At 54.8% G+C, this 25,746-nt stretch carries 20 protein-coding genes; all 20 read right to left on the bottom strand.

Annotation, left to right across the window (positions count from 1 at the left end):
- The coding region (locus NR121_RS03065) for an AAA family ATPase (RefSeq protein ID WP_256830459.1) at positions 1 to 828 on the bottom strand (828 nt) is incomplete at its 3' end.
- A 79-nt stretch (positions 829 to 907) separates the two neighbouring features.
- The gene (locus tag NR121_RS03070; RefSeq protein ID WP_054818548.1) at positions 908 to 2,080 is read right to left on the bottom strand and encodes an exonuclease SbcCD subunit D; all 1,173 of its coding nucleotides are present in this window, start codon (positions 2,078 to 2,080) and stop codon (positions 908 to 910) included.
- Positions 2,081 to 2,092: 12 nt separating this feature from the next.
- A complete protein-coding gene (gene addA / locus NR121_RS03075) occupies positions 2,093 to 6,061 on the bottom strand; it encodes a helicase-exonuclease AddAB subunit AddA (RefSeq protein WP_256830461.1) in 3,969 nt (1,322 codons plus the stop codon).
- Positions 6,058 to 9,768, bottom strand: a complete 3,711-nt coding sequence (gene addB, locus NR121_RS03080; RefSeq protein WP_256830462.1) for a helicase-exonuclease AddAB subunit AddB — start codon at positions 9,766 to 9,768, stop codon at positions 6,058 to 6,060. Before addB ends, addA begins: the two co-directional genes overlap by 4 nt.
- A gap of 716 nt (positions 9,769 to 10,484) precedes the next feature.
- Positions 10,485 to 11,057, bottom strand: a complete 573-nt coding sequence (locus NR121_RS03085) for a nitroreductase family protein (protein WP_054818553.1) — start codon at positions 11,055 to 11,057, stop codon at positions 10,485 to 10,487.
- A gap of 63 nt (positions 11,058 to 11,120) precedes the next feature.
- Positions 11,121 to 12,491 carry a class I SAM-dependent rRNA methyltransferase gene (locus tag NR121_RS03090; RefSeq protein ID WP_054818547.1) on the bottom strand — a complete coding sequence of 457 codons (1,371 nt, stop codon included), beginning with the start codon at positions 12,489 to 12,491 and terminating at the stop codon, positions 11,121 to 11,123.
- 20 nt (positions 12,492 to 12,511) lie between these two features.
- Positions 12,512 to 13,195, bottom strand: coding sequence for a deoxyribose-phosphate aldolase (deoC, locus tag NR121_RS03095; RefSeq protein ID WP_054818546.1), 684 nt, complete (start codon positions 13,193 to 13,195; stop codon positions 12,512 to 12,514).
- A complete protein-coding gene (locus tag NR121_RS03100; RefSeq protein WP_062407539.1) occupies positions 13,196 to 13,624 on the bottom strand; it encodes an NUDIX hydrolase in 429 nt (142 codons plus the stop codon).
- 84 nt (positions 13,625 to 13,708) lie between these two features.
- On the bottom strand, positions 13,709 to 15,115 hold the full coding sequence (mtaB, locus tag NR121_RS03105; RefSeq protein ID WP_054818544.1) for a tRNA (N(6)-L-threonylcarbamoyladenosine(37)-C(2))-methylthiotransferase MtaB: 1,407 nt from the start codon (positions 15,113 to 15,115) through the stop codon (positions 13,709 to 13,711).
- A gap of 1 nt (position 15,116) precedes the next feature.
- Positions 15,117 to 15,887 (bottom strand): 16S rRNA (uracil(1498)-N(3))-methyltransferase, encoded by a 771-nt coding sequence (locus NR121_RS03110; RefSeq protein WP_256830465.1) that lies wholly within the window; start codon positions 15,885 to 15,887, stop codon positions 15,117 to 15,119.
- A gap of 153 nt (positions 15,888 to 16,040) precedes the next feature.
- Complete coding sequence (locus NR121_RS03115; protein WP_062407533.1) at positions 16,041 to 16,718, bottom strand: site-2 protease family protein; 678 nt, start codon at positions 16,716 to 16,718, stop codon at positions 16,041 to 16,043.
- 10 nt (positions 16,719 to 16,728) lie between these two features.
- A complete protein-coding gene (gene prmA, locus NR121_RS03120; RefSeq protein ID WP_062407531.1) occupies positions 16,729 to 17,709 on the bottom strand; it encodes a 50S ribosomal protein L11 methyltransferase in 981 nt (326 codons plus the stop codon).
- A 349-nt stretch (positions 17,710 to 18,058) separates the two neighbouring features.
- Positions 18,059 to 18,505 carry a hypothetical protein gene (locus NR121_RS03125; protein WP_306274250.1) on the bottom strand — a complete coding sequence of 149 codons (447 nt, stop codon included), beginning with the start codon at positions 18,503 to 18,505 and terminating at the stop codon, positions 18,059 to 18,061.
- Positions 18,435 to 18,584: a YfhD family protein gene (locus tag NR121_RS03130; protein ID WP_375162504.1), complete on the bottom strand. Its 150-nt coding sequence runs from the start codon at positions 18,582 to 18,584 to the stop codon at positions 18,435 to 18,437. The genes NR121_RS03125 and NR121_RS03130 overlap by 71 nt, the downstream gene beginning before the upstream one ends.
- 126 nt (positions 18,585 to 18,710) lie before the next feature.
- Positions 18,711 to 19,826 carry a molecular chaperone DnaJ gene (gene dnaJ / locus NR121_RS03135; RefSeq protein ID WP_062407529.1) on the bottom strand — a complete coding sequence of 372 codons (1,116 nt, stop codon included), beginning with the start codon at positions 19,824 to 19,826 and terminating at the stop codon, positions 18,711 to 18,713.
- Between the two features lie 83 nt (positions 19,827 to 19,909).
- Positions 19,910 to 21,745, bottom strand: a complete 1,836-nt coding sequence (gene dnaK, locus NR121_RS03140) for a molecular chaperone DnaK (RefSeq protein WP_074726985.1) — start codon at positions 21,743 to 21,745, stop codon at positions 19,910 to 19,912.
- A 51-nt stretch (positions 21,746 to 21,796) separates the two neighbouring features.
- Positions 21,797 to 22,417 (bottom strand): nucleotide exchange factor GrpE, encoded by a 621-nt coding sequence (gene grpE / locus NR121_RS03145; RefSeq protein ID WP_054818542.1) that lies wholly within the window; start codon positions 22,415 to 22,417, stop codon positions 21,797 to 21,799.
- Between the two features lie 138 nt (positions 22,418 to 22,555).
- Positions 22,556 to 24,097: a TCP-1/cpn60 chaperonin family protein gene (locus NR121_RS03150; RefSeq protein WP_062407523.1), complete on the bottom strand. Its 1,542-nt coding sequence runs from the start codon at positions 24,095 to 24,097 to the stop codon at positions 22,556 to 22,558.
- Positions 24,094 to 25,128 (bottom strand): heat-inducible transcriptional repressor HrcA, encoded by a 1,035-nt coding sequence (gene hrcA / locus NR121_RS03155; RefSeq protein WP_054818552.1) that lies wholly within the window; start codon positions 25,126 to 25,128, stop codon positions 24,094 to 24,096. Before hrcA ends, NR121_RS03150 begins: the two co-directional genes overlap by 4 nt.
- 89 nt (positions 25,129 to 25,217) lie before the next feature.
- Positions 25,218 to 25,682 (bottom strand): N-acetyltransferase, encoded by a 465-nt coding sequence (locus tag NR121_RS03160; protein WP_062407521.1) that lies wholly within the window; start codon positions 25,680 to 25,682, stop codon positions 25,218 to 25,220.
- Between the last annotated feature and the right edge of the window lie 64 nt (positions 25,683 to 25,746).

The following is a 25,746-nucleotide window of genomic DNA, read 5'->3' on the forward strand; positions in this document are numbered from 1 at the left end:
CGCCACGTGCGGCGCCTGCGCCGCCAGCGCGGCCCGACGCGCAGCCACCGCCGCGCGTTCGCGCTGCAGCTCGCGGACGGCGCGCAGCTCGGTCGCGCGTCGCTCGCAGGCGATCAGCCGCTCGCGCAGCACGCGGGCCGCTTCGCGCGCCTCGGCCAGCCGAGCCTCCGCTTGCGCCAGCGCCGCCTCTGAAGCGTCGCCCAGGCCCTGCTGCTCCGCCTGAAGCTCCTTGAGCGCGGCATCCGTCTCCTTATAGCGCGCGGAGGTCTTGGCGCTAAGCTTGTCGCCGTAAGGCTCCAGATGAAACAATCGCTGCAGCATCGCCCGCCGGTCCTTGCCGGCAAGTGTCAGAAATTCCGCAAACTTCCCCTGCGGCAGCACGACGGCACGGGTAAAATCAGCCATCGATAACCCTAAAATGTCTTGAATGTGCTGGTTGACTTCCCCCGCTTTGTCGGCCAATACGACGGATTCGCCGTCGCGGTAATGGATCAGCCGGCACAGGCTGCCCAGGATAGACTGCTCTCCGCTGCGCTTAAACTGGCGGTCCACCCGGTACCGCTTGGCCCCGGAACCAGAACCCAGCTCGAAGGTAAATGAGACGGACAGCGTCTGCTCCGCCTGATTCATGATCGCCTGCGTGCCGCCGGGCGCGCGCTCCACCTTGCCGAACAGCGCCAGCGTAATCGCATCGAGCAGGGTGGATTTGCCGCTGCCCGTCGGGCCGAAAATACCGAACACGCCGGCGCCCGTCAGCGCGGCAAAATCGATCTCCTGCGCTTCCCGATAGCTCTGAAGTCCGGCGATTTGCAAATGAATCGGCCGCATGCCGAAGCCTCCTTTTCGCTCAAACCCATGTTTTTTCAGGTCATCGCGTTATAGTCCAACATGTAATATGTCTTTCGCTTTATACCGCCGCGTCGTCCTCCTCAGCCAGCAGCTCCAGAAACAGCCGGACCAGTTCCGGCTCGGGCTGTGCGCCTCCGGTCTGCCGCTCGTAAAAGCGCCGGAACAGCTCGTCCATCGGGAGCCGGGATGCGGAAACGGGCTCCATGGCTTCCGGTTGCAGCTCCGGATAGACCGGCCGGATATGAAGGAAACCGTCCCTCGCCTGCCGAAGCTTGTGGATTTGTTCGAGCGACATCGTCTCCTGAAGATGAATTTCCAGATCGATCCAGGCCGTCGGATCTTTTCCTTCATCCAACCACCGGTGAACCTCCGCAAGCCCTCCCTTGGCCTTCCACTCCACTAAAGGCCTTCCGCTGGAAAGGAAAATCTCTTCCACCTGCGGAACCGAACCCGGCTTGATATCCAGAATGGTTACCGATTTGGCTTGTCCCGCCTCCGAGAAGCTGTAAGCCAGCGGCGAGCCGCTGTACCGAATCATCGTCCCGGAGCGGATGTACTGCGGACGGTGGAGATGTCCGAGCGCCACGTACTGCGCGCCGGCCGTCAAAGCTTCCGTATCGACCGTGTAGGCGCCGCCTACTTGAATCGGCCGTTCGGATTCGGTTTCTTTGCCTCCCAGAACGTACAAATGGCTCATCAGCAGATTGACCGTGTCTTTCCGGTAATGCCTCGCCTGCTCCTGCACGATATGCTTCACGCGTGCCGAATAAGCCCATCGCAGCAGCCCTTCCTCCGCCTCATCGGACAGCAGCTCGCGAAGACGGGATTCGGACGGATAAGGCAGCGCGAAGACGATCGCCGTTTCTCCCGTTCGCTTGATCGCCGACTTGTATACTCGCGCCTCCGGCAGGCCGACCAACGTCACGCCCAGCTTTAGCGCCAGCGGAGCGGCTGCCGCCAGCCGGTCCGGATGATCATGGTTTCCGGCAATGACATAGACCGGCCGGCTTCCCTGATCGGAGAGTCGGGCCAATGCGTCGTAAAACAGCTGCTCAGCGGCGGCAGGCGGATTGACCGAATCATAAATATCCCCCGCCACCAGCACCAGATCAATCTGCTGATCTCTCACGATGGCCGCCAGCTCATCGATAAAAGCCTCCTGCTCCGGCAGCCGGCTTCTTCCCTCCAATGTCCTGCCGAAATGCCAATCCGCCGTATGCAATACCCGCATGCCCATCCTCCTTTATAGCTGTACCACATGAGCTCCATCAAATAAAAAGATGTATTTGCCGATGACCGGCCTTTTCCAGATTGTCTCCACCGCTCTTGCATACAAATCGAGCTGCATCCGGTAGCTCTCCGCCACCCGTTGAGGAGAAGCGCCCTTCAGGCGATCCGTCTTGTAATCGAGCAGGACCAGACCCTCCTCCTCATCAATCAAGCAGTCGATCACCCCTTGCAGCATGACCGTTTCCTGCGATAAGCCTCCCGGTTCAGCGCCATACACATCCGTCGCAGGCAGTCCGAAGCTGAAGGGCACCTCCCGGTGTACCCGCTTGGCTTGAAGCAGCCGCTGCCCCAACTCGCTTCGGAAGAAAGACACAATAACCGCGGGGTCCACCAGCGATTGCTGCTGTTCGGTCAGCAGCTCCCGCGACACCATCCAGGCCAGCGTTTCGCGCACGTCCGCCTCCGAAGGATGACGATCCAGCGGCATATGCTGCATGACGGAGTGAAACACCGAGCCCCGCTCCGCCGCATTCAGCTCTCTTTGCTCCATGAAACGAGGTCTGCGGACAATCATCCGGCGGAAGACCGTTTGTCCTTTGTCCCGGCCTTTCTTGTCAACGTTGTCCTGACCGTTTTCCGCAGCGTGCCAAGGCGCCGCCGCGGGTTCCTCCGATAGCAGCTCAAGCAGTTTATGATGCTCGGACAGCCGCTTGAGCTCCGTTACGGACGTTTTGGACAAGACCAGCGTAGCGTCTTTATAGGAATAATCCCACGACAACCGCCGCCACACTTCATGCTCCCACCGCTCCGTTTCGTCCACAGGCTCCATGCGGACCACCGACTGCCACCGCGAATCGGCGTGATCCGATCCGGCGGCCGCCTGCGCCATACCGGCAAACAGCTCCGGCATGATCAGATGCACCCGCCACTCGGAAGACTCGTCCTTTAGAAACAAGGGAACCGTATCTTCTACGCCTGCCCCTTCCCGGAGCAGCTTTCCGTCGGGATGGCGAATCATGGCGGGACCGATCCAATCCAGATAACATTTGGCTTTGGCCAGCGCGTCATCCGGAAGCGCCAACCGGTCATGCAGAACAAACCGGCTCCATGCCTTGAGCTGTTTTTCCAGCCCTTTGACCGAGGCTACCAGCACCAGCTTCTCCCTCGCACGGGTAAGGGCCACATACAGCACGCGCATTTCTTCGGCAAGCATTTCCATCTGGATTTTGCGTTTGATGGCAAGCCACGGCAGCGTGGGATAGCTGACGCGCGTCTTCGGATCGGTCAACTTCGGTCCGAATCCGAGCTCCTTGTGCAGCAGGAAGCTGTCCGTCAAATCCCGCCGGTTGAACGGCTTGGCCATACCGGCTGCGAATACGACCGGAAATTCCAGCCCCTTGCTTTTGTGAATGGTCATGATCCTTACGACATCCTCTTGCTCGCCCAAAGCCCTGGCGGTGCCCAAATCGCCTCCGCTGTTTTGCATTCGTTCAACGAAACGCAAAAAACGGAACAGGCCCCGAAAGGAGGTCGCCTCGTACTGGCGGGACCGATCGTAGAGCGCGCGCAGATTCGCTTGGCGCTGCTGCCCGCCGGGCAGCCCGCCTACGAAATCGAAATAGCCGGTTTTTCTGTAAATGTCCCAGATCAGGTCGGCAAGCGAGCCCTGCTGAGCCATCCTTCTCCAATCGTTCAACTGTTCAAGGAAGGATCTTGCTTTGCGTTGAGTCTCCGTTTTTGGAATATACGCGCCATCGCCATCGCCGGACGGTTCCGAACCATCCGGATCGGAAAGCTCTCCGGCTTCCTCCGTCTCCGTTTCATCCTTTCTCGCATAAGCTCTCACCGCATCGAAAAAAGCTCCGTGACGGCTGCATATCCGGATATGCGCCAGCTCCTCGCTGTCCATTCCCACAATAGGCGAACGGAGCACGGAGGCCAGAGGAATATCCTGATACGGATTATCGATAAGCTTGAGCAGAGACAATACCACTTGAATCTCCGTTGCCGTAAAATAGCCGGTATTCAGCTCCGCATAGGCCGGAATGCCCTGCTGCCGCAGTTCCTCGATCAGCACCGGCGCCCACTGCTGAGTGGCGCGCAGCAGAATGACGAAATCCCGGAAAGCGGCCGGCCGCAGCCCTTTGAGGGATTTATCGAACACCCGAAACGGCTCTCCGCCATCCATCCCCATCATGAGGCGAATCTGCTGCGCGATATACCGGGCTTCCAGCTGCGCCGTTTCCAGCTCCTGCCTATTTTCGGCCGGATCCTCCGAAGCGCCGTCCGCCTCCGGGTCTTGATCGGAATCCGTCACGCTTTCGTCTTCTGTTTTCTTGCCGGACACGCTCTCGTCATGGGCCGACCTGTCGATGAGAATCAGCTTGGACGCCAAGTCAAAGTTTCCATTCCCGGTTTCCGGATACCCTGCGCCGTATACGAGCTCCGCCTTTTGATCATAAGCGATTTCACCTACGTTCTCGTTCATCAGCTGGCGGAATATGTAGTTTGTACCGTCCACCACTTGGCGGCGGCTGCGGAAGTTGCGCGCCAAATCAATCCGTCTTCCCGGATCCGCTCCGTCCGGGGTAAAGCTTTTATATTTTTCCTGAAACAGGCTCGGCTCCGCCAAACGAAACCGGTATATGCTTTGTTTCACGTCCCCGACCATAAACCGGTTGCCGGGAGATTCCCGCGAAATCAGCTCGACGATCGCCTCCTGCACGCGGTTCGTATCCTGATATTCGTCAAGCAGCACTTCGACGAACTGTTCCCGGTATTCCAAAGCGGCTTGAGAAGGCACCGGCGCTCCGGGCGCGGATCGGTCCGAGCTCAGGATGCGCAGACAATAATGCTCGAGATCGGCGAAATCGACAAGACCTTTGTCCAGCTTGACCTTCCGATACCGCTCCCCAAACTCGATCACCAAATCCGCCAGAGTCCTCATGAGCGGGGCCATCATTCTCAGTTCCTCCTCGTACTGCTCCGGAGTTCGTACGAACAGTTCCTCCTTCAGGTCTCCCAGCCTTTCCTTGGCTTCATTGCGCAGCGCTTTGACCTGCTCCTGCAGCTCTTTATCGTACTGCTCGCCTTTACACGCCTTCAGCTTTCCGAAGCCCGCCCCCTGAAACGCCTGATAAAGTCTGTGCCAGGACGGATCGGCCGCCGCCTCAAGCAAAGATTGAATTACCGTTAAATCTTCATTCAAATTGGCCAAATACGGTTCGGGACCGAAGGGGGCCTCGGCCGTACGGACAGCCTCCCTCAGCAGGGCGTCAATCCCCTGAAGCTCCAGGCGGATATAAGCCTGCAAGCTCGACTGCCAAGGATTCTCTCCTGCCATCGAACACCGTTCAAATCTTCCTACGCTTTCCTCAAGCCAATGCTCCGGCCAGGGATGGCTGCGGGCATCATCGTATATTCGCTGCACCAGCTGAAACAGCGCGTCGTCGCTTTTATCCGAACTGAACGCATCCGCCAGCCGCCAGAAAGGATCGTCTTCGGCGGAGTCTCCATACCGTTCTTCCAACAGCTCCTCCAGCACATCCTGACGCAGCAGCGCGCTTTCCGTTTCGTTGGCGATACGAAACCCGGGGTCTAATCCGATAACCTGATAATGCTTTTGAATGACTTCCATGCAAAAGGAATGCAGCGTCGTGATGGAAGCCCTTGGAATGAGCGCCAGCTGGCGCCGAAGGTGATCGGATTCCGGATTGGCCGCGAGCGCTTTTTCCAACGCCTCGCTGATACGGTGACGCATCTCCTCGGCAGCCGCTTTGGTAAAGGTGGCCACAAGCAGCCGGTCTACATCCGTCGGATTTCTCTCATCGGAAATGCGCCGGATAATCCGCTCCACCAGGACGGCCGTTTTGCCTGAACCGGCGGCAGCCGCTACCAGGATGGATTGACCGCGAACGGAAATGGCATTCCACTGCTCATCCGTCCATGTGCTGCCCGCAGGCTTCGGGATCGTTACAGTCATTTGGTCTCGCCTCCCTCGTTATCTTTGCTGCCGGAGGGCGGAATGAACCCGTCTTCTACAGCGGGCTGATCCGTTTCGTCTTCTGCCGAAGCGGCGACTTCCAACGAAGCAAGGGCTGCGGTTCGGGATGCGGATGGCCGGAAGCGCGACTTTGATTCCGTTTGTTTTTCCATCAGCTCCCATACGAGATCCTTGCCGATCGGAGGCAGTACCCTGTAATCGTTGCCTTCCAGCTGCGTGTCGAACTGGCATACCGGCCGGAAGGAGCAATGACTGCAAGCGGTGGACTGCCCCATCCGATACGGCTCGATATCAATGCGCCCGTCCGTCATCGAAGTGCCGATGTCGCGAATCGTCCGTCTTACATACCGCCTGACCGTATTCCACTGCTCCTCCGATGCCACAGAGGATGATTTATAGAAGCTGCCATCCGTTTTGAGCGCCGCCGGCAGCAGCTCGGAATGGCCGCTTGCCCCAATCAGACTGCTGTCCATCAGCTTGATCACTTCAGGATCGGCCCGAAGCAGTCCTTTCATTTTGAAGCGTTTTTTCAGCTCTTTATCGATCTGTTCCGCAGTCAGTCCATTTTTGGCATTCAACAGCGGATTGTGTACATGAAAATAGAGGACGCCTGCAGGCTCCGCTTCTGTGCCCAGCCATATCGGAGCATGCGTCAAAATGACATCCAGATAAGTCAACATTTGCAGGGACAGCCCGTAATATACTTCGGCCATGTTCAGCATTTTGGCACTTGATTTATAGTCAATCACCCTCAGCAGCGTTCCCCGTTCCGTATCCGCCCGGTCAATCCGGTCAATCCGGCCGCGCAGCTCCATAAGAACTCCGTTGTCCAGCTCGTAGAGCAGCGGAGGAATCGCCTGTCCGCTTCCAAAACCGATTTCGAGCCCGATCGGGCGAAATTGTCCGCGTTTGGCATGCTCGCCCAGCATCAAAGCGGCCCGGCCGATCACCTGCTTCAGCTTGCGGGCAATATACAAATACCTTTTGGAGCTGAGCAGGATTTCGCCCTGCAGCTTGGGCGCCAGCGCATCGACAACGAGCGCGGCCCGCTCTTCGCTCTCCCGGGCCGTCAGCGCCCCCCAATCGATGCCCTCCTTCTCCACCTGCTCGGCAAACTTGCTCAAAGCCGCATGAAATAGTTGGCCTACGTCAGGGGCTTCCAGGCGGAAGATCCGGCGTTCCTTCAACCGCAGCCCATGGGATGCGAATTGCGAAAACGGACAAGCGACGAATCGTTCCATCCGCGACACGCTGGTTTCAATATGCTCTCCGTACAGCCGCTTGCTGGTCGAATCGCTTAACGCCACAGCCTTGTTCGTATAGAGCAGCGATTGAACCATTCGGGAAAGCCTGCCGCCGAATTCAGGCTGCCGGGCAAACCAATTGTACACGGACCACCATACCCCGCTCATCGGAGCTCCCTGCATCCATTGCTTTAATTGTACAACCAGCAAGGACAGCGCCTTATCGGGATGCGCTATGTATTCCAACTGCTCGGTGGACGCCGCATCCGGAGCCGGATCATTCAACAGCAGCCGTTCCCTGACTTGCGGAAACAACCGCTTGATTTGCCGGATCACGTCGGAAGGAAGCAGCGATTTTCCTTCTTCATCGGCCAAAGCATAACTGAGCCATAATCCGTCGGACGGCGTGCAGAATGCACAATAGATCAGGAACGATTCATCCAGCAGCCGTCTGCGGCTGCCTTCGGCAGTCTGAAGACCGGCTGCGCCGAGCCGTTCCCGCTCCACTTCCGTCAGCACGCCGCTTTCGGTTATTTTGGCCGGCATAACGCCTTCGTTCACACCGAGTACAAACATGTGCTTCACCCGGCCGGAGCGGGTTCTGTCCATCGATCCGATCAATACCTGATCAAGCGTCGGGGGAACAAGCCCGAGCTTGATGCTTTCCAATCCCGTTTGGATCAATTCGGCAAACAACTCCAGAGATACGGACTGCTCCCCCATCAGCTCGATCAACTGATCGAACATATCCATAACCCGCTCCCATACCTGCGCATGCTCCCGCGCTTTCTCCGGCTCGCCCAAATGAAGCGAGCTCTGGCTCCATGCTTCCAGGCGATCCGGCACCCGGAGTCCGATGAGGAGCTCGTATACCGCTTGAACGCGGTCTTGTACCGCGGTTTTCTCCCGCAGCTTCTTTTGCAGTTCGCCAAGCGGCCCTGCTACCGCCCGACGGCAAGCATTGATTTTCGTTAAAAAAGCCTCGTCCGCGTCACCGGCCTCCGCATCATCCTGCTCCAGGCTCGTTCTATAGGAATAAGTCCAATCCTTCGGATCCGTCCATTTGGAGCCTTGAATACCAAAGGCCAGCACATAGTTTTCCAACTGGTCCATGGCAAGACGGTCGATCCGTATGCGGTCTCCCTGCAGTTCCTTATCTTCCGCAAAGGGCAGGAGCAGTCCGGTTTTGACGCATCGAAACACGGCATCGTATTTCCAATGGGTGAGTACCGTCTCCAGCGCCGAGCGAATCAGTTCCACCAGCGGATGATGCAGCACCGAACGCTTCTGATCGAAGAAATGCGGGATACCGTAATCGCGGAACGTTCCGGCCAGTAAATCACCATAGGCTTCAACACTGCGGACGGAAACGGATATATCGCGCCAACGCAAGCCTTCGTCCCGCACAAGCTTTACAATATCCCGGGCCACCCCCTCTACCTCCGCCCTGCGGCTGACCGCTGCGGAGATACGGACGGACGAACCCGTTCCTTTGCGGACCTCCGCGGGTTCGGGAAACGGCCTCTTGACTCCGTCCCCCCAATGCGCTTCGAGATAAGCAAGCATCGGATTATGCCGAAAGCGGGCGGGAGGGGAATCAGGCAGCACAATATGATCCGTTACATGGATAGCCTGCTGCCGCAGCCGCTCCTGCAGCTCCAGCATCGTGCGTGCCGTCGGGTGGAACAAATCAAGCTCATGCAGACCTTCCCCATTCACATATGGCCGGGGAAGGCACAACGTAAGCGTCACATTCCCCGCATGCCGGGCAAGCTGCTCCAGCACCGCGAATTCCTGCGGCGTAAACCCGTGAAATCCGTCCACCCAGCATTCGGCGCCATGAACGTAATCCGATTCGCCAAGCTGCCTGGCAAGCAGAGTCAAATAATCTTCTCCGTCCAGGTAAAGCTTCGACAGTTCAGTCTGGAATTCGGCATAAATCAACTGCAGATCGTGCAGCTTGTCCTCCAATGAACCGCTTGGGCCGCTCTGGGATCCGAAACGCTCCGAATAAAATCCGCTAAGCCCTTCGGATGTGATACAGTATCGTTTAAATTCGCTGAACAGCTGATTAAAACGGTCCAAGAAACCCATTTGATCCGCAGACGCTTGAAATCGGCGCAGACGCTCTTTATTCCTATGTATAATCCGGTGAAGCAACAGCTTCTTCCCGGTTTCATCGATCGGAAGACGGGCCGTCCCCCCAACCTCCTGCATAACCCGCCAGGCCAGACGGCGAAAGCTGAGAACCTGCGCCCGCAGCGTTCCCCCCAGTTCAGGCGCGGATACAAGCGCATACTCCGCCTGAAACGTCGCCTGCTCCGGCACAAGCCAAATCAGCGGACGCCCCTCCGGCTTCTCCATGAGCTTTTGTTTGATTTCGTTCAGACAAAACGTCGTTTTTCCGCTCCCGGCACGGCCAAGCACAAAACGAAACGCCATGATCGCTTCCTCCGTTGCGTAGGATTTACCTCAACTCTATTATTCTACCAAAATCCTCATGTGTTGGGAAAAGGGAGGTTTTGGTCATTATAACATATTTTCAAAAACAGGAACAAACGTTCTTGATGTGAGCATTTTTTGAACCTGCGGTCATCCAATCCTCCTGGTTTATTTTCGATTGGCAATGAAATCCTGCGTAAAACCCCGAAATCGTAAGAGCATGGTCTATGATTTACGTTTTCATTGGTTTTCATTGGCAATGATTGCCGCTTTCATGAAAAGATATCGACTTTGTCAAAAGGCATCGGCCGGAGCGATAATAAAGCTACGGCAAAGCCAAAAACTACCGTTTGTAAGACCGGCATAACACAGCATACCACGATGAAAAAGCCCGCAAATAAAAAGAGGAGGTCATTTTCAATGATTACATTTTTAAATTCGTTTATCGATTATTTCTTGGAAGTAAGAGAAGAGTCTTATCAATTGTTGGCAAAATACGGATATAACGACATCGAATAAGAGCATGTTCCGTCCTTCGTTCGATGCAGTATAAAGAGGTGTAAAATGATGGATTCCGGTTGTGCAGGTTGAAGCCCTGTTCGTTCCCCCTATGGAATGAACAGGGTTTTTTGTGTTAAAATGAGCCCCCTTACGCCAAAAAGACGGTATCCGTATCGGATATCGCCCTTCTGTTATCCATTTGCATCTGCTGAACGTCAATCCGTCATCCAAACCGTTTTATCCGCTGCCGGTTTCCGTTTGCCTTCCGGATGCGGCATATCCGGAATCCCCATATACAGCAGCCCGACCATTTCTTCCTTCTCGGTCAGCTGAAAAGCCTGCTTCATCCGCGGGTGGTACATCGGTTCGCCGGAGCGCCAAATCGCTCCAAGGCCCAATGCATGCGCCGTCAACAGCATATTTTGCACAGCGGCGTGCGCTGCGGCAAACTCTTCGATCCGGATCACTCCCTTTCGATCCGACGGCGAAACCGCCACAGCGATCACAACCGGTGCGCGAAACGCTTTGGCCGCCTGCTTCGCCCGCATCGCTTCAAGCTCCTCCCCCGTAAGCTGTGGAGCTGCTTCTGAAGCAATATCGGCATAAGCATCCGCCAGCGCTTGCCGACCTTTGCCCGTCATGACGAAGAAACGCCACGGTTCGGTACCGTGATGGCTTGGCGCCCAGTTTCCCGCCTCCAGCACCTCTTCTATGTGTTCGCGGGTGATCGGCTCCTGCTTCACCCGTCCGATACTGCGCCGTCCCCGAATCGCTTCATTCAAACGCATGTTCCCCAATTTAACGACACCTCTCCTCTTAAACGGTATCTCAGCGCTGCAAAGCTTTTTCGGTTATCGCCTGCCGCGCACTTCAAATATAGCAAATTTTAAATAATTTCCTTCTTCCACTCCCAAAATTCGGGGATGATCCTTTCCGGCGCTGCGGAATTCGATCAAGCGGAGCGTTTTGCCTGCATCCACTGCCGCAGCGTGAACCGTCTCCAGAAACAGCTCCGGCCTCATATGGTAAGAACAGCTAGCCGTCACCAAATAACCGCCCTCATTGACCAATTTCATTCCGTGCAGATTGATGTCCTTGTAGCCTCTGACCGCTCCTTCCACAGCGCTTCGCGATTTGGCGAAAGCCGGGGGATCCAAAATGACGACGTCCCACGTTCTTCCTTTATTCGCCAAAGGGACGGAGGTATCCACCTTCCGCCGGTCCGCCTGAGCCCGTTCCCGGCGGAGATCCAGACCGCGGGATTGCTCGCGCAAATAATCGAACGCATCGGCCACCACAAACTCTACCCGGTCTTCGAACCCGTTCAGTTCGACATTTCGCTTGGCCGTCTCCACCGCATGCTCTGATATATCCAGGCAGGTCACCTTCTTCGCCCCGTACGCGCATGCATGCAGCGTGAAGCTGCCCGTATGCGAGAAACACTCCAGCACCGTAGCGCCGTCCCAGTAAGGAAAGGTCACCTCGGCTCCGCTTTTGTTCACGGGAACCCGCTTCACCGTTCCGTCATCGAGCACCTTCTCCCTCAGCTCAATACCGCTTCGTTTGCCCCAGTTTTTCATCAGCGGAGCCAGGGCCGCCCGGTTTTCCCGCTGATCGAAGAAATATCCCGTCTTCTGGCCTTGCTCGATATCGACCTCCAGCAGCAACCCATTCTCCCGTATGGTCACATATCGCGGGCATTCGCCATAAAGGAGCCCTTTGCGCTGCGTGAGACCTTCCAGCTCCCGCACCGGCACATCGCTGCGCTCATAGATGCCTGCCGGACGCATCACTTCGATTAAAGCGTCGAGTAAGGCCTCTTTGGCCTCTTCCATCCCCAGCGTAAGGATCTGGACAACCAGCACGTCCTCGAATTTATCAACGATCAATCCCGGCAGCAGGTCGGCTTCTCCATAGACCAGGCGAAAGCTTCTAGCATCCGGAAGAAACCGCTCGCGATGGTCCTTACACTGCTGCAGGCGGCGAATAAAGAAATCCCGGTTCATTTCCTCCAACGGTTCATAAGAAACAACCCGGACCGCAATCTGCGACGCCGGATTGTAGTAGCCGGCCGCGAGGAACTGGCCGGTATGCGTATGTATCCGAGCAAGTCGGCCCGGGACGATTTCTCCTTCTACCCGTTCGATTTCCGAGCGGAATACCCAAGGATGCCCCTCCTCGAGCCGCTGTTTCCTTTTTTTCTGCAAATAAATCATTGCCATAGCCTTAAGCCTCCAAAGGATTAATACAACGACGAGCCCGCAAGCCCCGACATCAATGCGACTCCTGAGCTTGTCCCAAGCCGGGTCGCTCCGGCTTCAATCATCTTGACCGCCGTCTCCAGGTCACGGATGCCCCCGGATGCTTTTACACCGATGGAAGAAGAGACACTGCGGCGCAGAAGTGCCACATCCTCCACCGTAGCTCCCCCTTTACCGAATCCCGTTGACGTTTTGACATAATGGGCTCCCGCTTCTTCGGACAGACGACAGGCAGCCGTTTTTTGCCCATCGGTCAGGACGCCCGTCTCGAGAATGACTTTAACGATCGCTTGTCCCTTTACAGCCTGCACGACGGCACGTATATCGTCGCGGACGGCGTCGTAATCGCCCTGAATCAGCTTCCCGATTTGCAGTACCATATCGATTTCATCGGCTCCCTGATCCACGGCTGCAGCCGCTTCAAACGCTTTTACCGAGCTGTCGCCGGCACCTAAAGGAAACCCGCATACTACGCTGATTTTTACGCCCGAATCCTGCAGTAGCTCCCGGCATAACGGAACCCAGGCGCCATTCACACATACACTGTAAAATCCGTACTGCCTGGCCTCTTCGCAGAGCTTTTGAATCGCCTCACGGTCCGCATCGGCCCTCAGCAGCGTATGATCAATGTATGAAGGCAGTTCCTTTACCTGAAATCCGTTCATTCAGCTCACCTCGTATCCAAGCGCTTCCAGCGCTTTTTTGAGAACCGAATCGTTATTTCCGTATCCCGATTGGATCTGCTGCTGCCAAGCCTCAAGCGGATCGAGCCACTCCACTCCGAGAATTTCCTCTACTTGAGCCTTCAGCGTTCCGCCCGTCGCCTCTACCAAATAATAATGTACCTCCTTGTCCACAACGCCTACGCCGGACAATGTAAATTGATAAGTGATCTTCTCCAGCGGCTGCACAATCTTCCCGACGATCCCCGTTTCCTCCGCAATCTCGCGCAGCGCGGTTTGTTCGATCGTCTCTCCGGGCTCCATTTTCCCTTTAGGCAGCGTAATTTTACCATAGCGGTCTTGAATCATTTGCACCTGCAGGCGATCCCCGACCTTGCGGTACACGACGCCTCCAGCCGAAATTTCCTTCATTGGACCTCATCCTTTCTGAATATAAAGAAATCGAAAGGATTTCATCGGAACATGCTGCCCAACGAAATCCTCTCCTTTCCCAATCTATACGATAGCTTTTGCCGCTTGACCAGGAATGGCATCGACACTGCTTGTGCCGGCCGTTTTCCTTGGGGACGGATTCACAGACACGATCTCCGGCACGCGGACGATTTCGCCGCGGCACTCATTCACCCCGGCCTCGGTCACCTTCACATGGCATATCTGACCGATCCAATCCTCGCTGCCTTCAAACACAAGCTGAAGATAATTGTCCGAATAGCCCATGATCAGACCGCTGCCCGGCTGTCCTTTGTAGTCGCGCTCGGGAATAACCTCCAGCACTTGACCCACAAACTGTTTGGCGTAATCAAGCTGCATCCGCTCCGACAAATCGATGAGCTCATGTACCCGGGCGTTTTTAATTTCCTCGTCCACTTGATCCTCCATACGGGCGGCCGGCGTACCGGTCCGTTTGGAGTACGGAAATACGTGCATCTCCGAGAACTTCATCTGCTCCATGAACCGGTATCCATTGCGGAACATCTCTTCCGTTTCTCCCGGAAAGCCTACAATCACGTCCGTCGTAATCGCTACACCCGGCATGATGCGGTGAATGTGCTCGATTTTTTGTGCGAACTGCTCCGTCGTATATTTTCTGCGCATCCGCGCCAGCACGTCATTATCTCCGGCCTGCAGCGGAATGTGCAGGTGACGGCACATTTTGTCCGATTTTTGCAGGACCTCCAGCACTTCATCGGTAATTTGGCTCGCCTCGATGGAGCTGATGCGGATCCGCTTCAAACCCTCCACCTTATCCAAATCCCATAGCAGCTTGGCCAAGCTGTAGTCCTCCATATCCTCTCCGTAGCCGCCGGTATGAATGCCCGTCAGCACGATTTCCTGGTACCCGGCATCCACCAGCATGCGGGCCTGCTTCAGCACGCTTTGAGGATCGCGGCTGCGCATCAGACCGCGCGACCACGGAATAATACAGAAGGTGCAAAAGTTGTTGCAGCCCTCTTGAATTTTAAGAAAAGCGCGTGTGCGGTCGGCAAAATCCGGCACGTCGAGTTCCTCGAAGGTGCGGGTTTTCATAATGTTGCGCACGGCGTTAATCGGTTTGCGTTCTTGCTCCAATTGTTTTATATAAGGCATAATTTTGTCGCGGTCCTGCGTCCCGATCACCAGATCGACTCCCGGAATCGCCATGATTTCGGCGGGCGACGTTTGGGCGTAGCAGCCCGTTACCGCTATAATCGCCTCCGGATTTCTGCGGATCGCGCGCCGGATCATTTGCCGGCTTTTTTTATCCCCTGTATTTGTCACTGTACAACTGTTAATGACATATACGTCCGCCGTCGATTCAAAATCGACCTGTTCGTATCCTTCCTGCTTAAACAGCTGCCAGATCGCTTCCGTATCATAAAAGTTGACTTTACAGCCCAGCGTGTGAAAAGCGACTGTCGCCATGTTACTGTTCTCCTCCCATCTCTCCGGATTCGTATAAAATACACGTGAGCCCGACCATGGCGGCCGTCTCCGTTCTAAGTATGCGTTTGCCCAGACTGACGACGCGGCAGCCAGCCGCTTCCGCCTCTGCCGCTTCCCGTTCAGTAAACCCGCCTTCCGGCCCGATCATGAGCAGCAGCCTTTGTCGGCGGCCTTCATTCTTGCGAGACAAGATCGCCTTGCGGATCTGTCCCCGAAGCTCCTGAACGCTCTGCTTCTCATAGCAAATCCAAGCCGCATCGGCTTCTTGAGCCAGACGCAGCAGTTCCTTCCAGGATACAACCGGGTCCACTTGCGGCACGCGATTGCGATGAGCCTGCTCCGCCGCTTCTTTGGCGATCTTCTGCCACCGCTCCAGCCGCTTTCCTTCTTTTTTGCCGTCCAATTGAACTACGGTACGCTCAGACACGAAAGGGATAAAACGCGACGCCCCGATTTCCGTTCCCTTTTGAATAACCAGTTCCATCTTGTCGCCTTTAGGCAGGCTTTGCGCCACCCAAACATCCACGGCAGGCTCATTGTCCATCGGCAGCCATTCGATCACGTCGGCAACAACCTGCCGAGGATCTACCGTTTGCAATCTGACCAAGGCCTCCCGGCTTATGCCGTCGCTCACTATACATGTATCGCCCGGCTTCGCCCGCATCACCCGGGTTAAGTGGTGTGCGTCGTCTCCGGCTATCGTTGCGGTTTCGTCTGTAAACTGCTCCGGCTGAATGAAATATCTTTGCATGGTAAACCGTCTCTTCCGTGAAAATAAGTCTGACCGCTTATACATAAAGTAAAAACGGTCAACCTTCATCATACACCTTTTTTACCGTAAAAACCAGTATTCCGAACAAGAACGCAGTATTTTACCATTTCAGGCAGGAACCTGACAACAAATTTATCCTCCGAACAATAGGCTGACTATCGCTTGAAACCATGCCAGAATGGGTTCCCGCAGCGCAAAGACGGGTCCCAGTGTTACCGCACGAATCGGTTCAATGAAAAACATCAGCAGAATCGCAAAAAACAGCCACTGCTCATACGGCTTCACTTTCATCAAAATTCGGCGCGGCAGCAGGTCTTCCAGAATGCGGTAGCCGTCCAGCGGCGGAAAAGGAATGAGATTCAGGATGAACAAAAAGATGTTCTGCGTCACCATCAGCGTCAAAAAGAGATTGACCGCCATATGGATGCCGGATGACATCCCGGACATCAGGTTGAAATAGTGCAAAGCGTACAGGATGATCAAGCTGATAAATCCAAGCGCCAGATTGCTGAAGGGCCCCGCGAAAGATACGATAATGCCCATCCTTCTAGGATATTTAAAATGACTCCGGTTCACGAGCACGGGCTTGGCCCATCCAATCCCTATAATGAGAAAAAAGATCATGCCGAGCCAGTCCAGATGCACGCGCGGATTGAGCGTTAACCGCCCCATTGTCCGGGGAGTCGGGTCTCCGAATTTGTCGGCAACATAAGCATGAGCAAACTCATGCACGGTGAAAGCGATCAGCAGCATCACAAAAACGAAAGGCATCTGCTCGACCGGGAATGCCAGAAACGAACTCCAGTCCATCTTCTTTCACCTACGGCTTTCTGGCGACGAGCACGACCCAATCCTGCTCCTCGTGACGTTCCGTTATGATGAATCCGGCAGCTGTCAACGCCTCTTCCACGGACGCCTTTTTTGCTTTGATAATCCCGGATACGATGTAGGTTCCGCCCGATTCCAGCACTTCATACACATCGTCAACAAACATCAGAATAATTTCCGCCAAAATGTTCGCCACCACGACCTGTACGGGCAGCTTCACTCCAAGCGTACCTTCGGAAGCTCCGGCGGCACGGTGCTCATTGATCACCTGCAGCAGATCGCTCAGCTTCACCGTAATTTGCCGTTCCAAGCCGTTCAGCTTGGCGTTCTCCGTTGCGCTGGACACGGAGACGGGATCCAGATCGAGCGCAAGCACGCGGCCTGCTCCCAGCTTCGCCGCGGCAATCGCCAGAACGCCGGAGCCCGTCCCTACGTCAATCACATCTTCTCCGCCTTGAATGACTCTCTCCAGTGTCTTCAGGCAAAGCGCCGTCGTGGCATGTGTTCCCGTACCGAACGCCATGCCAGGGTCAAGCTCCAGAATCAGCTCGTCAGGTCCTGGAGTATACTCCTCCCAAGTCGGCTTGATCGTGAGACGGTCGGTGATGCGAAGCGGCTTAAAATACTGCTTCCATGCGTTCGCCCAGTCTTCATCGTCGACTTCCTTCAACTCGTATGTAGGTTCGCCCGTATCTATATCGTACTCTCTCAGCGTTTCCACAGAACGCTTCAGCTCAAGCAGAATAGCCTCCATATCGGTACCTTCGGAGAAATATCCCTTGATGACAGCCCGCCCTTCGGGTATATCGTTCAGCGGAAGCTCGTACCATTGTCCGAGCGAGGTATCCCTCTGCTTGTTAAGCGTGCCCGACTCTTCAATCGATACCCCGCCGGCTCCCAGCTCATGTATAAAATTCGAGATCATTTCGATCGCTTCTTCGGTTGTGTGAACCGTTACTTCATGCCATCGCATTAACTTATCCAGCCTCCATTCGGTAAAAAGCACATTACGCCTATTGTACAACAATTCGTCATACGGGTAAAACTTTTCATAGAATAGAAATGCTGTCTGCCGGTCAGGTCCTTATCAAAACCTATACTTCGTGCACAGAGAGGTTATGGTTATGGGGGGGGGCAGCCGCTCTTGAAATCATTTGTTTTCATTGTTTTGAAGATGCGGTAATCACACGTCTACAAATTTATCATTTTTATCTTTATCGTTAACAAACCGGCTGGTCTAGAATCATATTTACCTCAGAAGGCCTATGAATTCCAAAATGAATAGCTGGCATCCTGAACGGGTGCCAGCTATTCATTCAAATTTATGGAATGCCTCCACCTTCATGTACGACGCGGAGAGCCTGTTCATATATGCTTTCGTCCACAACAACCGCCAACACAACGTCTCTGCCGGTCAGGTCCGATTCCGCCCCGCCTGCCAAGCCGCTGGCGTCTACGTCCGCCGCAGCCAACACCGCCGCATCCCGGCTGTCGAAATCGGCGCTTTGCGTCAAGTAGCCAAGCCCCGGAAAGTCGCTTGTGATCGGATTCATCACGTGATCAACGCCGTCTCCGGGATATTTGCCGAAACGGTCAACGGACACGTCGATGGCCCTCAGCGCTCTCAGTTTGGAAGCGACTCCTTCCGCTTCCTCCAGCGAGTGAAAATAGGCAAGTATGCTTTTCTCCGCCATCGCGTTACCTTTGGTTCTTTTCCTGGCGGGCGTCGGCGGCTTCGGCACGCTGAGCGGCTTTCCGGTCATCGCCATCGGCCAGCTCGCCCGAAAATTCAACGTCCTCGTTTTTGGCTGTAGGCAGTTCATTATGTGCCTTATTCTTTGCATTCATATCCATAAACCTCCTGTCCAATAGTCGATTATGCTTTCACAATGCAATTAGTTTCAGCCCCAATCTGCTCAAATATACAAAAAACACGGCAGGCAATCCGCTCCAGCGGAAAGCCTGCCGTGTTCATCAATCGCCTAAAAAAGCCTTTTTCATTCGTTCGAATAACGACTGCTGCTGTCCATTCGTATTCTCACCGGAAAGCTTGGAGAATTCGCGCAGCAGTTCCTTTTGTTCATCAGTCAAATTCGTCGGCGTAACCACGACGACTTTGACATGCTGATCGCCTTGTCCATAGCCCCGAAGTCGCGGAACGCCTTTGCCTTTGAGACGGAAATACGTATCCGTTTGGGTACCGGCAGGAATTTTGAGCTTCACCTTCTCGGTTAAGGTTGGAATTTCGATTTCATCCCCGAGTGCCGCCTGTGCGAATGTCAGCGGCACTTCGCAGTAGATATCGTCTCCCTCGCGCTCGAAAAATTCATGAGGCTTCACCCGAATAACGACATACAGATCCCCTGGAGGACCCCCGCGCGTTCCGGCTTCTCCTTCGCCGGTGACACGAAGCTGCGCTCCGTCGTCCACTCCGGCGGGAATGTTCAGATTAATCGTACGCTGCTTCTTGACCTTACCCGAACCATGACAGGTGCCGCACTTGTCCTTGATGATTTTACCCTGTCCTTGGCAGGCCGAGCAGACGCGGCGGTTAACGATGCGGCCGAACGCCGTATTCTGCACCACTTCCTGCTGGCCGGAGCCATGGCAGACACCGCATGTTTGCGGCTTGGTTCCCGGTTTTGCGCCGCTGCCTTCACAAGTGTCGCAGGTCTCGGTCCGAGGAATACGAATATCGGTTTTTTTGCCGAATACCGCTTCTTTAAACTCGATGGTTAGCGTGTACTGCAGATCGTTCCCCCGTTGAGGAGCGTTCGGATTTCGGCGCTGACCGCCTCCGAAGAACATATCGAAAATATCGCCGAAACCGCCGAAATCCTGACCGAAGCCGCCCCCGCCCATGCCCTGGTTCGGATCGACGTGGCCAAAGCGGTCGTACTGCGCTCTCTTTTGCTCGTCGCTCAGAACATCGTACGCTTCCTTCGCTTCTTTAAACTTTGCTTCTGCGTCTGGCGCCTTATTGACATCCGGGTGATATTGGCGCGCCAGCTTGCGGTAAGCTTTTTTTATGTCTTCCGGAGAAGCGTCCTTACCGACCCCGAGCACTTCATAGTAATCGCGTTTGCTCATCGTTCCACTCCTACTCCCGGGCGACAAACGGAAAGTCAAAGCCGGTCATGCCGGCTTTGACTCCCTGCGTGTCTAACGGGTTATTACTTCTTGTCGTCGACTACTTCATAGTCGGCATCCACTACGTTGTCTTTACCCTTGGAGGCACCCGGCGCATCCTCCGCTCCTCCTGCCTGGCCCTGCTGGGCAGCTTGCTCATACAGCTTCACGGACAGCTGCTGAACGACTTGGGTAAGCTCTTCGCTGGCTGCTTTGATCTCATCCAAGCTGTTGCCTTCGAGAGCTTTTTTCAATTTTTCTTTCGCTTCATTAGCTTTATCGATTTCGGCTTGGTCAACCTTGTCGCCCAAATCCTTGATCGTCTTGTCGACGGAGTAAACGAGCTGATCCGCTTGGTTGCGGGCTTCTACGAGCTCTTTACGTTTGCGGTCCTCTTCAGCGTGAGCTTCAGCTTCCTTCATCATGCGCTCGACTTCTTCGTCAGACAAACCGCTGGAGGAAGTAATCGTGATTTTTTGGCTTTTTCCTGTGCCTTTATCGAGTGCAGACACGTTAACAATACCGTTGGCGTCGATGTCAAAGGTAACTTCGATTTGCGGAACGCCGCGCGGCGCCGGTGGAATGTCTCCCAAAATGAAGCGGCCCAGCGTTTTGTTGTCCGCAGCCATCGCACGCTCACCTTGAAGCACGTGAATTTCAACGCTTGGCTGGTTGTCTGCATAAGTCGTGAACACTTGCGATTTCGTTGTCGGAATCGTCGTGTTGCGTTCGATCATCTTAGTGAACACGCCGCCTGCGGTTTCAATACCCAGGGAAAGAGGCGTTACGTCGAGCAATACGACGTCTTTCACGTCCCCTGTCAGAACACCCGCTTGAACGGCAGCACCGAGAGCCACCACTTCATCAGGGTTTACGCCTTTGTGAGGCTCTTTGCCGATCAGGCGTTTTACAGCTTCCTGGACAGCCGGAATCCGGGAAGAACCGCCGACCAGCACCACTTTATCGATTTGATCCGGAGTAAGTCCGGCATCGCTTAAGGCCTGGCGGGTAGGACCCATCGTTCTTTCCACCAAAGGAGCGGAAAGCTCTTCGAACTTGGCACGGGTCAGGTTAACCTCCAAGTGCTGCGGCACGCCGTCCACGACCGTAATAAACGGCAGGGAAATGGTTGTCGTCAAGACGCCGGACAGCTCTTTCTTGGCTTTTTCTGCCGCATCCTTCAGACGTTGAACCGCTGCTTTATCTTTGCTCAGATCGATGCCGTGCTCTTTTTTGAACTCGGAAACGAGATAATCGATGATGACTTGGTCAAAATCGTCTCCGCCCAAACGGTTGTCACCGCTGGTTGCTTTCACTTCGAAGAAGCCGTCGCCAAGCTCCAGAATGGAGACGTCGAATGTACCGCCGCCAAGGTCATAAACCAGAATCGTTTGGTCCTCGGACTTTTCAAGACCGTAGGCCAAAGCGGCCGCCGTCGGTTCGTTAACGATCCGGAGCACTTCAAGACCTGCGATTTTACCGGCATCCTTCGTCGCTTGACGCTGGCTGTCGTTGAAATAAGCGGGAACCGTAATGACGGCTTGCGTTACCGGTTGGCCCAGGTACGCTTCCGCATCGGCTTTCAGCTTCTGAAGAATCATGGCCGAAATTTCTTGCGGCGAATATTCTTTATCGTCGATTTTCACTTTATGATTCGTACCCATGTGACGCTTGATGGAGATGACCGTACGGTCAGGATTCGTGATCGCTTGACGCTTTGCCGTCTCGCCGACGATGCGCTCTCCATCCTTTTTGAAGCCCACTACGGAAGGAGTCGTACGGTTTCCTTCCGCATTAGGGATAACTACCGCCTCGCCGCCTTCCATAACGGCTACGCAAGAGTTTGTTGTCCCAAGGTCGATACCAATTACTTTACCCATAAGGATTTGCCTCCCTTAATTTCGTTTGTTTCGTTTGCAATGATGCTGCACTTATGAGCTCACCTTGACCATGGCCGGACGCAGAACTTTATCCTTAAGCATGTAGCCCTTTTGTACCTCTTCCACTACAATGCCTTCCTCATGTTCTTCCGATTCCACCTGCATGATCGCCTGATGGTATTCCGGATTAAACGGTGTGCCCACCGCTTCCATTGGCTTTAAGCCTTCGTTTGCAAGCACTCCGTCCAATTGACGGAAAATCATTTCGATGCCCTTGGCCAGAGCGTCGTAATCCTTGTTATCTTTGCTTGCGGCGAGGGCCCGTTCGAAATTGTCGACAACCGGGAGCAGCTGCTCGATAAGCTTTAAAGAGGCGTACTTCGCAAATTCTTCCTTTTCTTTCATCGTACGCCGTCTGTAATTGTCAAAATCGGCTTGAGCTCTTAACAATCTCTGCTGATGGTCTTCCACCTGCTTCCTAAGCTCCTCAAGCTCCTGATTGACAGCATCTTGGGCTTCGGAAGCATCTGCTGCCTGCGCCTGTTGGTTTTCGTCTCCGGCCTCGGCAGCATTCGTTTCATTATCAGTTGCGGCTTCATATGTAACGTTCGCCTCTTGCTCCGGCTGTTCGCCTGCCTTTTGGCGTCCGTCCGCTTGTTGTTCCGTGTTCAATGTCTGTCACCTCCTTGACCGAATCAGCCCGGCCATCCACTATAACTGTGGCTTGAGCAGTTCAGGGTACGCCGACCTTTATCTTTATTTATATATTGTAACCATTCTGCATCGGTGAACACAACCATACGGCAGCACTCACTCTTCGGTACGCGGATCCCGCATTTTAATCACGGTGTGTATGCGCAGCACAGCGGACGCCACTTCTCCTGCCGCCTGCAGCGCATGCAGCTTCACTTCCGCCGGATCGATCACACCCTGCTCCAGCATATCCTTCACCGCTCCCGTATCGCAGTCGATGCCGAGGCTGTCGCTCCCCGCGGCAATCTGCGCGGCTTTGGCTTCTTCTACCTTCTCAAGCGGATTGTAGCCCGCATTCACAACAATTTGCGCCAGCGGCTTACGCAGCGCCTGCACAACGGCCGCGATGCCGAAGCCTTCCATCCCCTGCACCGTCTCTCGGTACCGTTCGAGCTCATGCGCAACGGCCATCTCGGCAGCCCCGCCGCCGGGCAAGCATCCTCCCCGCAGCGCGGCCTGCACGCTGGAAGCCGCGTCACGGGCAATGCGAAGCCGTTCTCCGACGACTTCGCTTGTGCTGGCGCCGACGACGATCGATACTTGCGCACGGCCTTTGCCCTCAGCCATACGCACCAACTCCAGCCGTTCGTCGTAGGCAACATGCCCGGCATAACCGAGATAGCCTGCCAATTCATGGGCCGGCTTGCGCAGCCCGCTGCGGCGGAGCGGCCGGGCACCGGTGTATTCCGCAATGCGGCGCAGCTCCGCCCGCGGCAAGCGCTGCAGCACCATAATCCCGTGATCGGTGCAGAACTGCTCCGCTTCCGGATCAATCCCCCGTTCCGAAGCGATAAAGCCCACGCGCAGCTCGATCAGCTTCCCGAGCATCTCGCGGAACTGTTCGCGAAGCTGCAGCTGCTTGTGAAAGCCGGCATCCGTCGTCAAAGCCTCCTCATCGACGGTTTCCGGTTCGAATGCATCCTGAAACAGCAGGATATGAGCCGTATCGGGAGGAAATTCAAGCTGCGCATTGGCTGGCTTTTTCTGAATAAGCAGGCCGGGCCAAACCTCTCCCTCTGCCTTGCCGCGGGATAAAATGACGTCAGAAAAGCGGAAATGCTCCTCCCTCAACTTTTGCAGCCCGAGCCGTTTGGCGCCTTCAATGACGAGTCCGGCCAAATCGGCGTACTCACGCCCCGCAATATAAGCGATCCGATACAACAAAGGATCGTCGAGCCCGCTGATCGGGCGCGAACGACGAGCCAGGGAACGCAAAGCGAATGCAATGCCTTCCTGCACCCCGCGTACGACCTTAGCTACCGGAACGCCGCGTGTGACCTGAGCCACGCCTTCAGCTACAAGCGCTCCCGCAAGCACCGTGGCGGTTGTCGTACCGTCTCCCACCCGATCCTGCTGGGATCGGGCCACCTGGATGAGCAGTCTTGCCGCCGGATGGGTCACATCCATCTTCTCCAGGATGGTGACGCCGTCGTTGGTAATAATAACTTCTCCCCGTGAGCCTACCAACATGGTATCAAGCCCCTTAGGGCCCAGCGTTCCTTCCACCGCCGCGCAAATCGCGCGAATCGCATTGGCGTTGTTTCTCAGCGTTGCATAAGTTTCCTCGCCATCCTGACTCCCGTTATTCACCTGGCTCATTTATACCAACGCTCCATGAGCTTCGTCAAATCTTTGGACAGATGATCCAGAAGCTTCATTACTCTGGCGTAATCCATCCGTGTCGGACCGAGAATGCCGATGGTGCCCAGCAATTGACCGTCTATAGAATACGATGCGGTAATCAGGCTGCAATCATTCACCGCTTCGAGCTTGTTCTCACTGCCGATCCGCACTTGAATTCCGCCCCTCGCATCCGCCGTCCCGTCAAAAAGCTGTACCAGCTTCGGCGTTTCGGCAAGCAGGTCAAGAATATTCTTCACTTTATCGACATCTTTGAATTCCGGCTGATTGAGCATGTTGGTCGTGCCGCCCAAATATACGCGTTCTTCTTCTCCGCGGCTTATCACGGAATCCAGCATGGCCAATAGCTCCTCATAGCCGGAAACATAGCTGCTCATCTCCGCCGCGATCTCCGTATACAGCTTCGATTTAAAATGAAGCAGCGGTACGTTTTTCAGCCGTGCATTCAGAAGGTTGACGAACTTCTCGATCTCGCCCATCGGGATGCCTTCGGGAATCGTCACCGTTTTGTTCTCTACCTGGCCTGTATTGGTAACAATGATAGCAACGGCTGTCCGCTCATTCAAAGGGACGATTTGCAGATGCTTCATCGTCGTGCCCGTCATTTCCGGCCCGAGTACGATGGAAGTATAATTGGTAAGCTGAGACAAAATCATTGCCGTCTGCTGGATAACCCCTTCCATCTCCTGCATTTTATCGGTAAAAAAACGTTTGAGCACATTCACTTCATGGTGTGCCAGTTTGCCGTAAGTCATCAAATGATCGACATAATATCGGTAACCCTTATGAGAAGGAATCCGGCCGGCCGATGTATGCGGCTGCTCCAGATAGCCCATATCCTCCAAGTCTGACATTTCGTTGCGGATGGTGGCAGGGCTGAATCCCACATTTCCGCGTTTGGATATGCTGCGGGAGCCAATCGGCTCTGCTGAACGAATATAATCATCTACGATGGCGCTTAAAATATGACGTTGACGTTCGGTTAGCACATTCATCCCACCTTTCGTTAGCACTCCATTCGATCGAGTGCTAATCTAATACAAAAATAACAGACCCCAAGGGTCTGTGTCAAGTCGTCTCACAACCGTTTCAGAACGGCGATTTCGTCGCAGCAATGCTGCTTTTTACAATGAATGCAGTCCCGCCAAACCTTCTCAGGAAAGATTTCTTTATCCACAACAGTGAACCCGTTTTTCTGAAAAAACGCCACCTCGTATGTCAGCGCCATGACTTTGGGAATTCCCTGTTCTTTTGCTTCTTTGACCAAAAAATCGACAAGCGCCTTGCCGATCCCCTGTCCCTTATAACCGCTCGTTACGCCGAGCGAACGGATCTCCACAAGATCATGTCCAAGCCTTGTCAGCGAACCGCAGCCAACCAAGGCACCGTCGATCTCCGCCACGATGAACGTATCGATCTGCGCGGCGAGCGTCTCCCTGGAGCGCGGAAGCATAATCCCTTGTTCAGCATAGCCTTGAATAATATCGTAAAGCGTACCTATATCGTCTTCCGTCGCTTTTCTGCAGGTCACGGTCATTTTCATCGGGATCCCACCATTCGTCTAGTAAAAAGTGCAATGAAATAATATGAATAAATATACAACAGAA

The organism is Paenibacillus sp. Pae15 (assembly GCF_024519685.1).
GTDB classification, from domain to species: Bacteria; Bacillota; Bacilli; order Paenibacillales; family NBRC-103111; genus Paenibacillus_G; species Paenibacillus_G naphthalenovorans.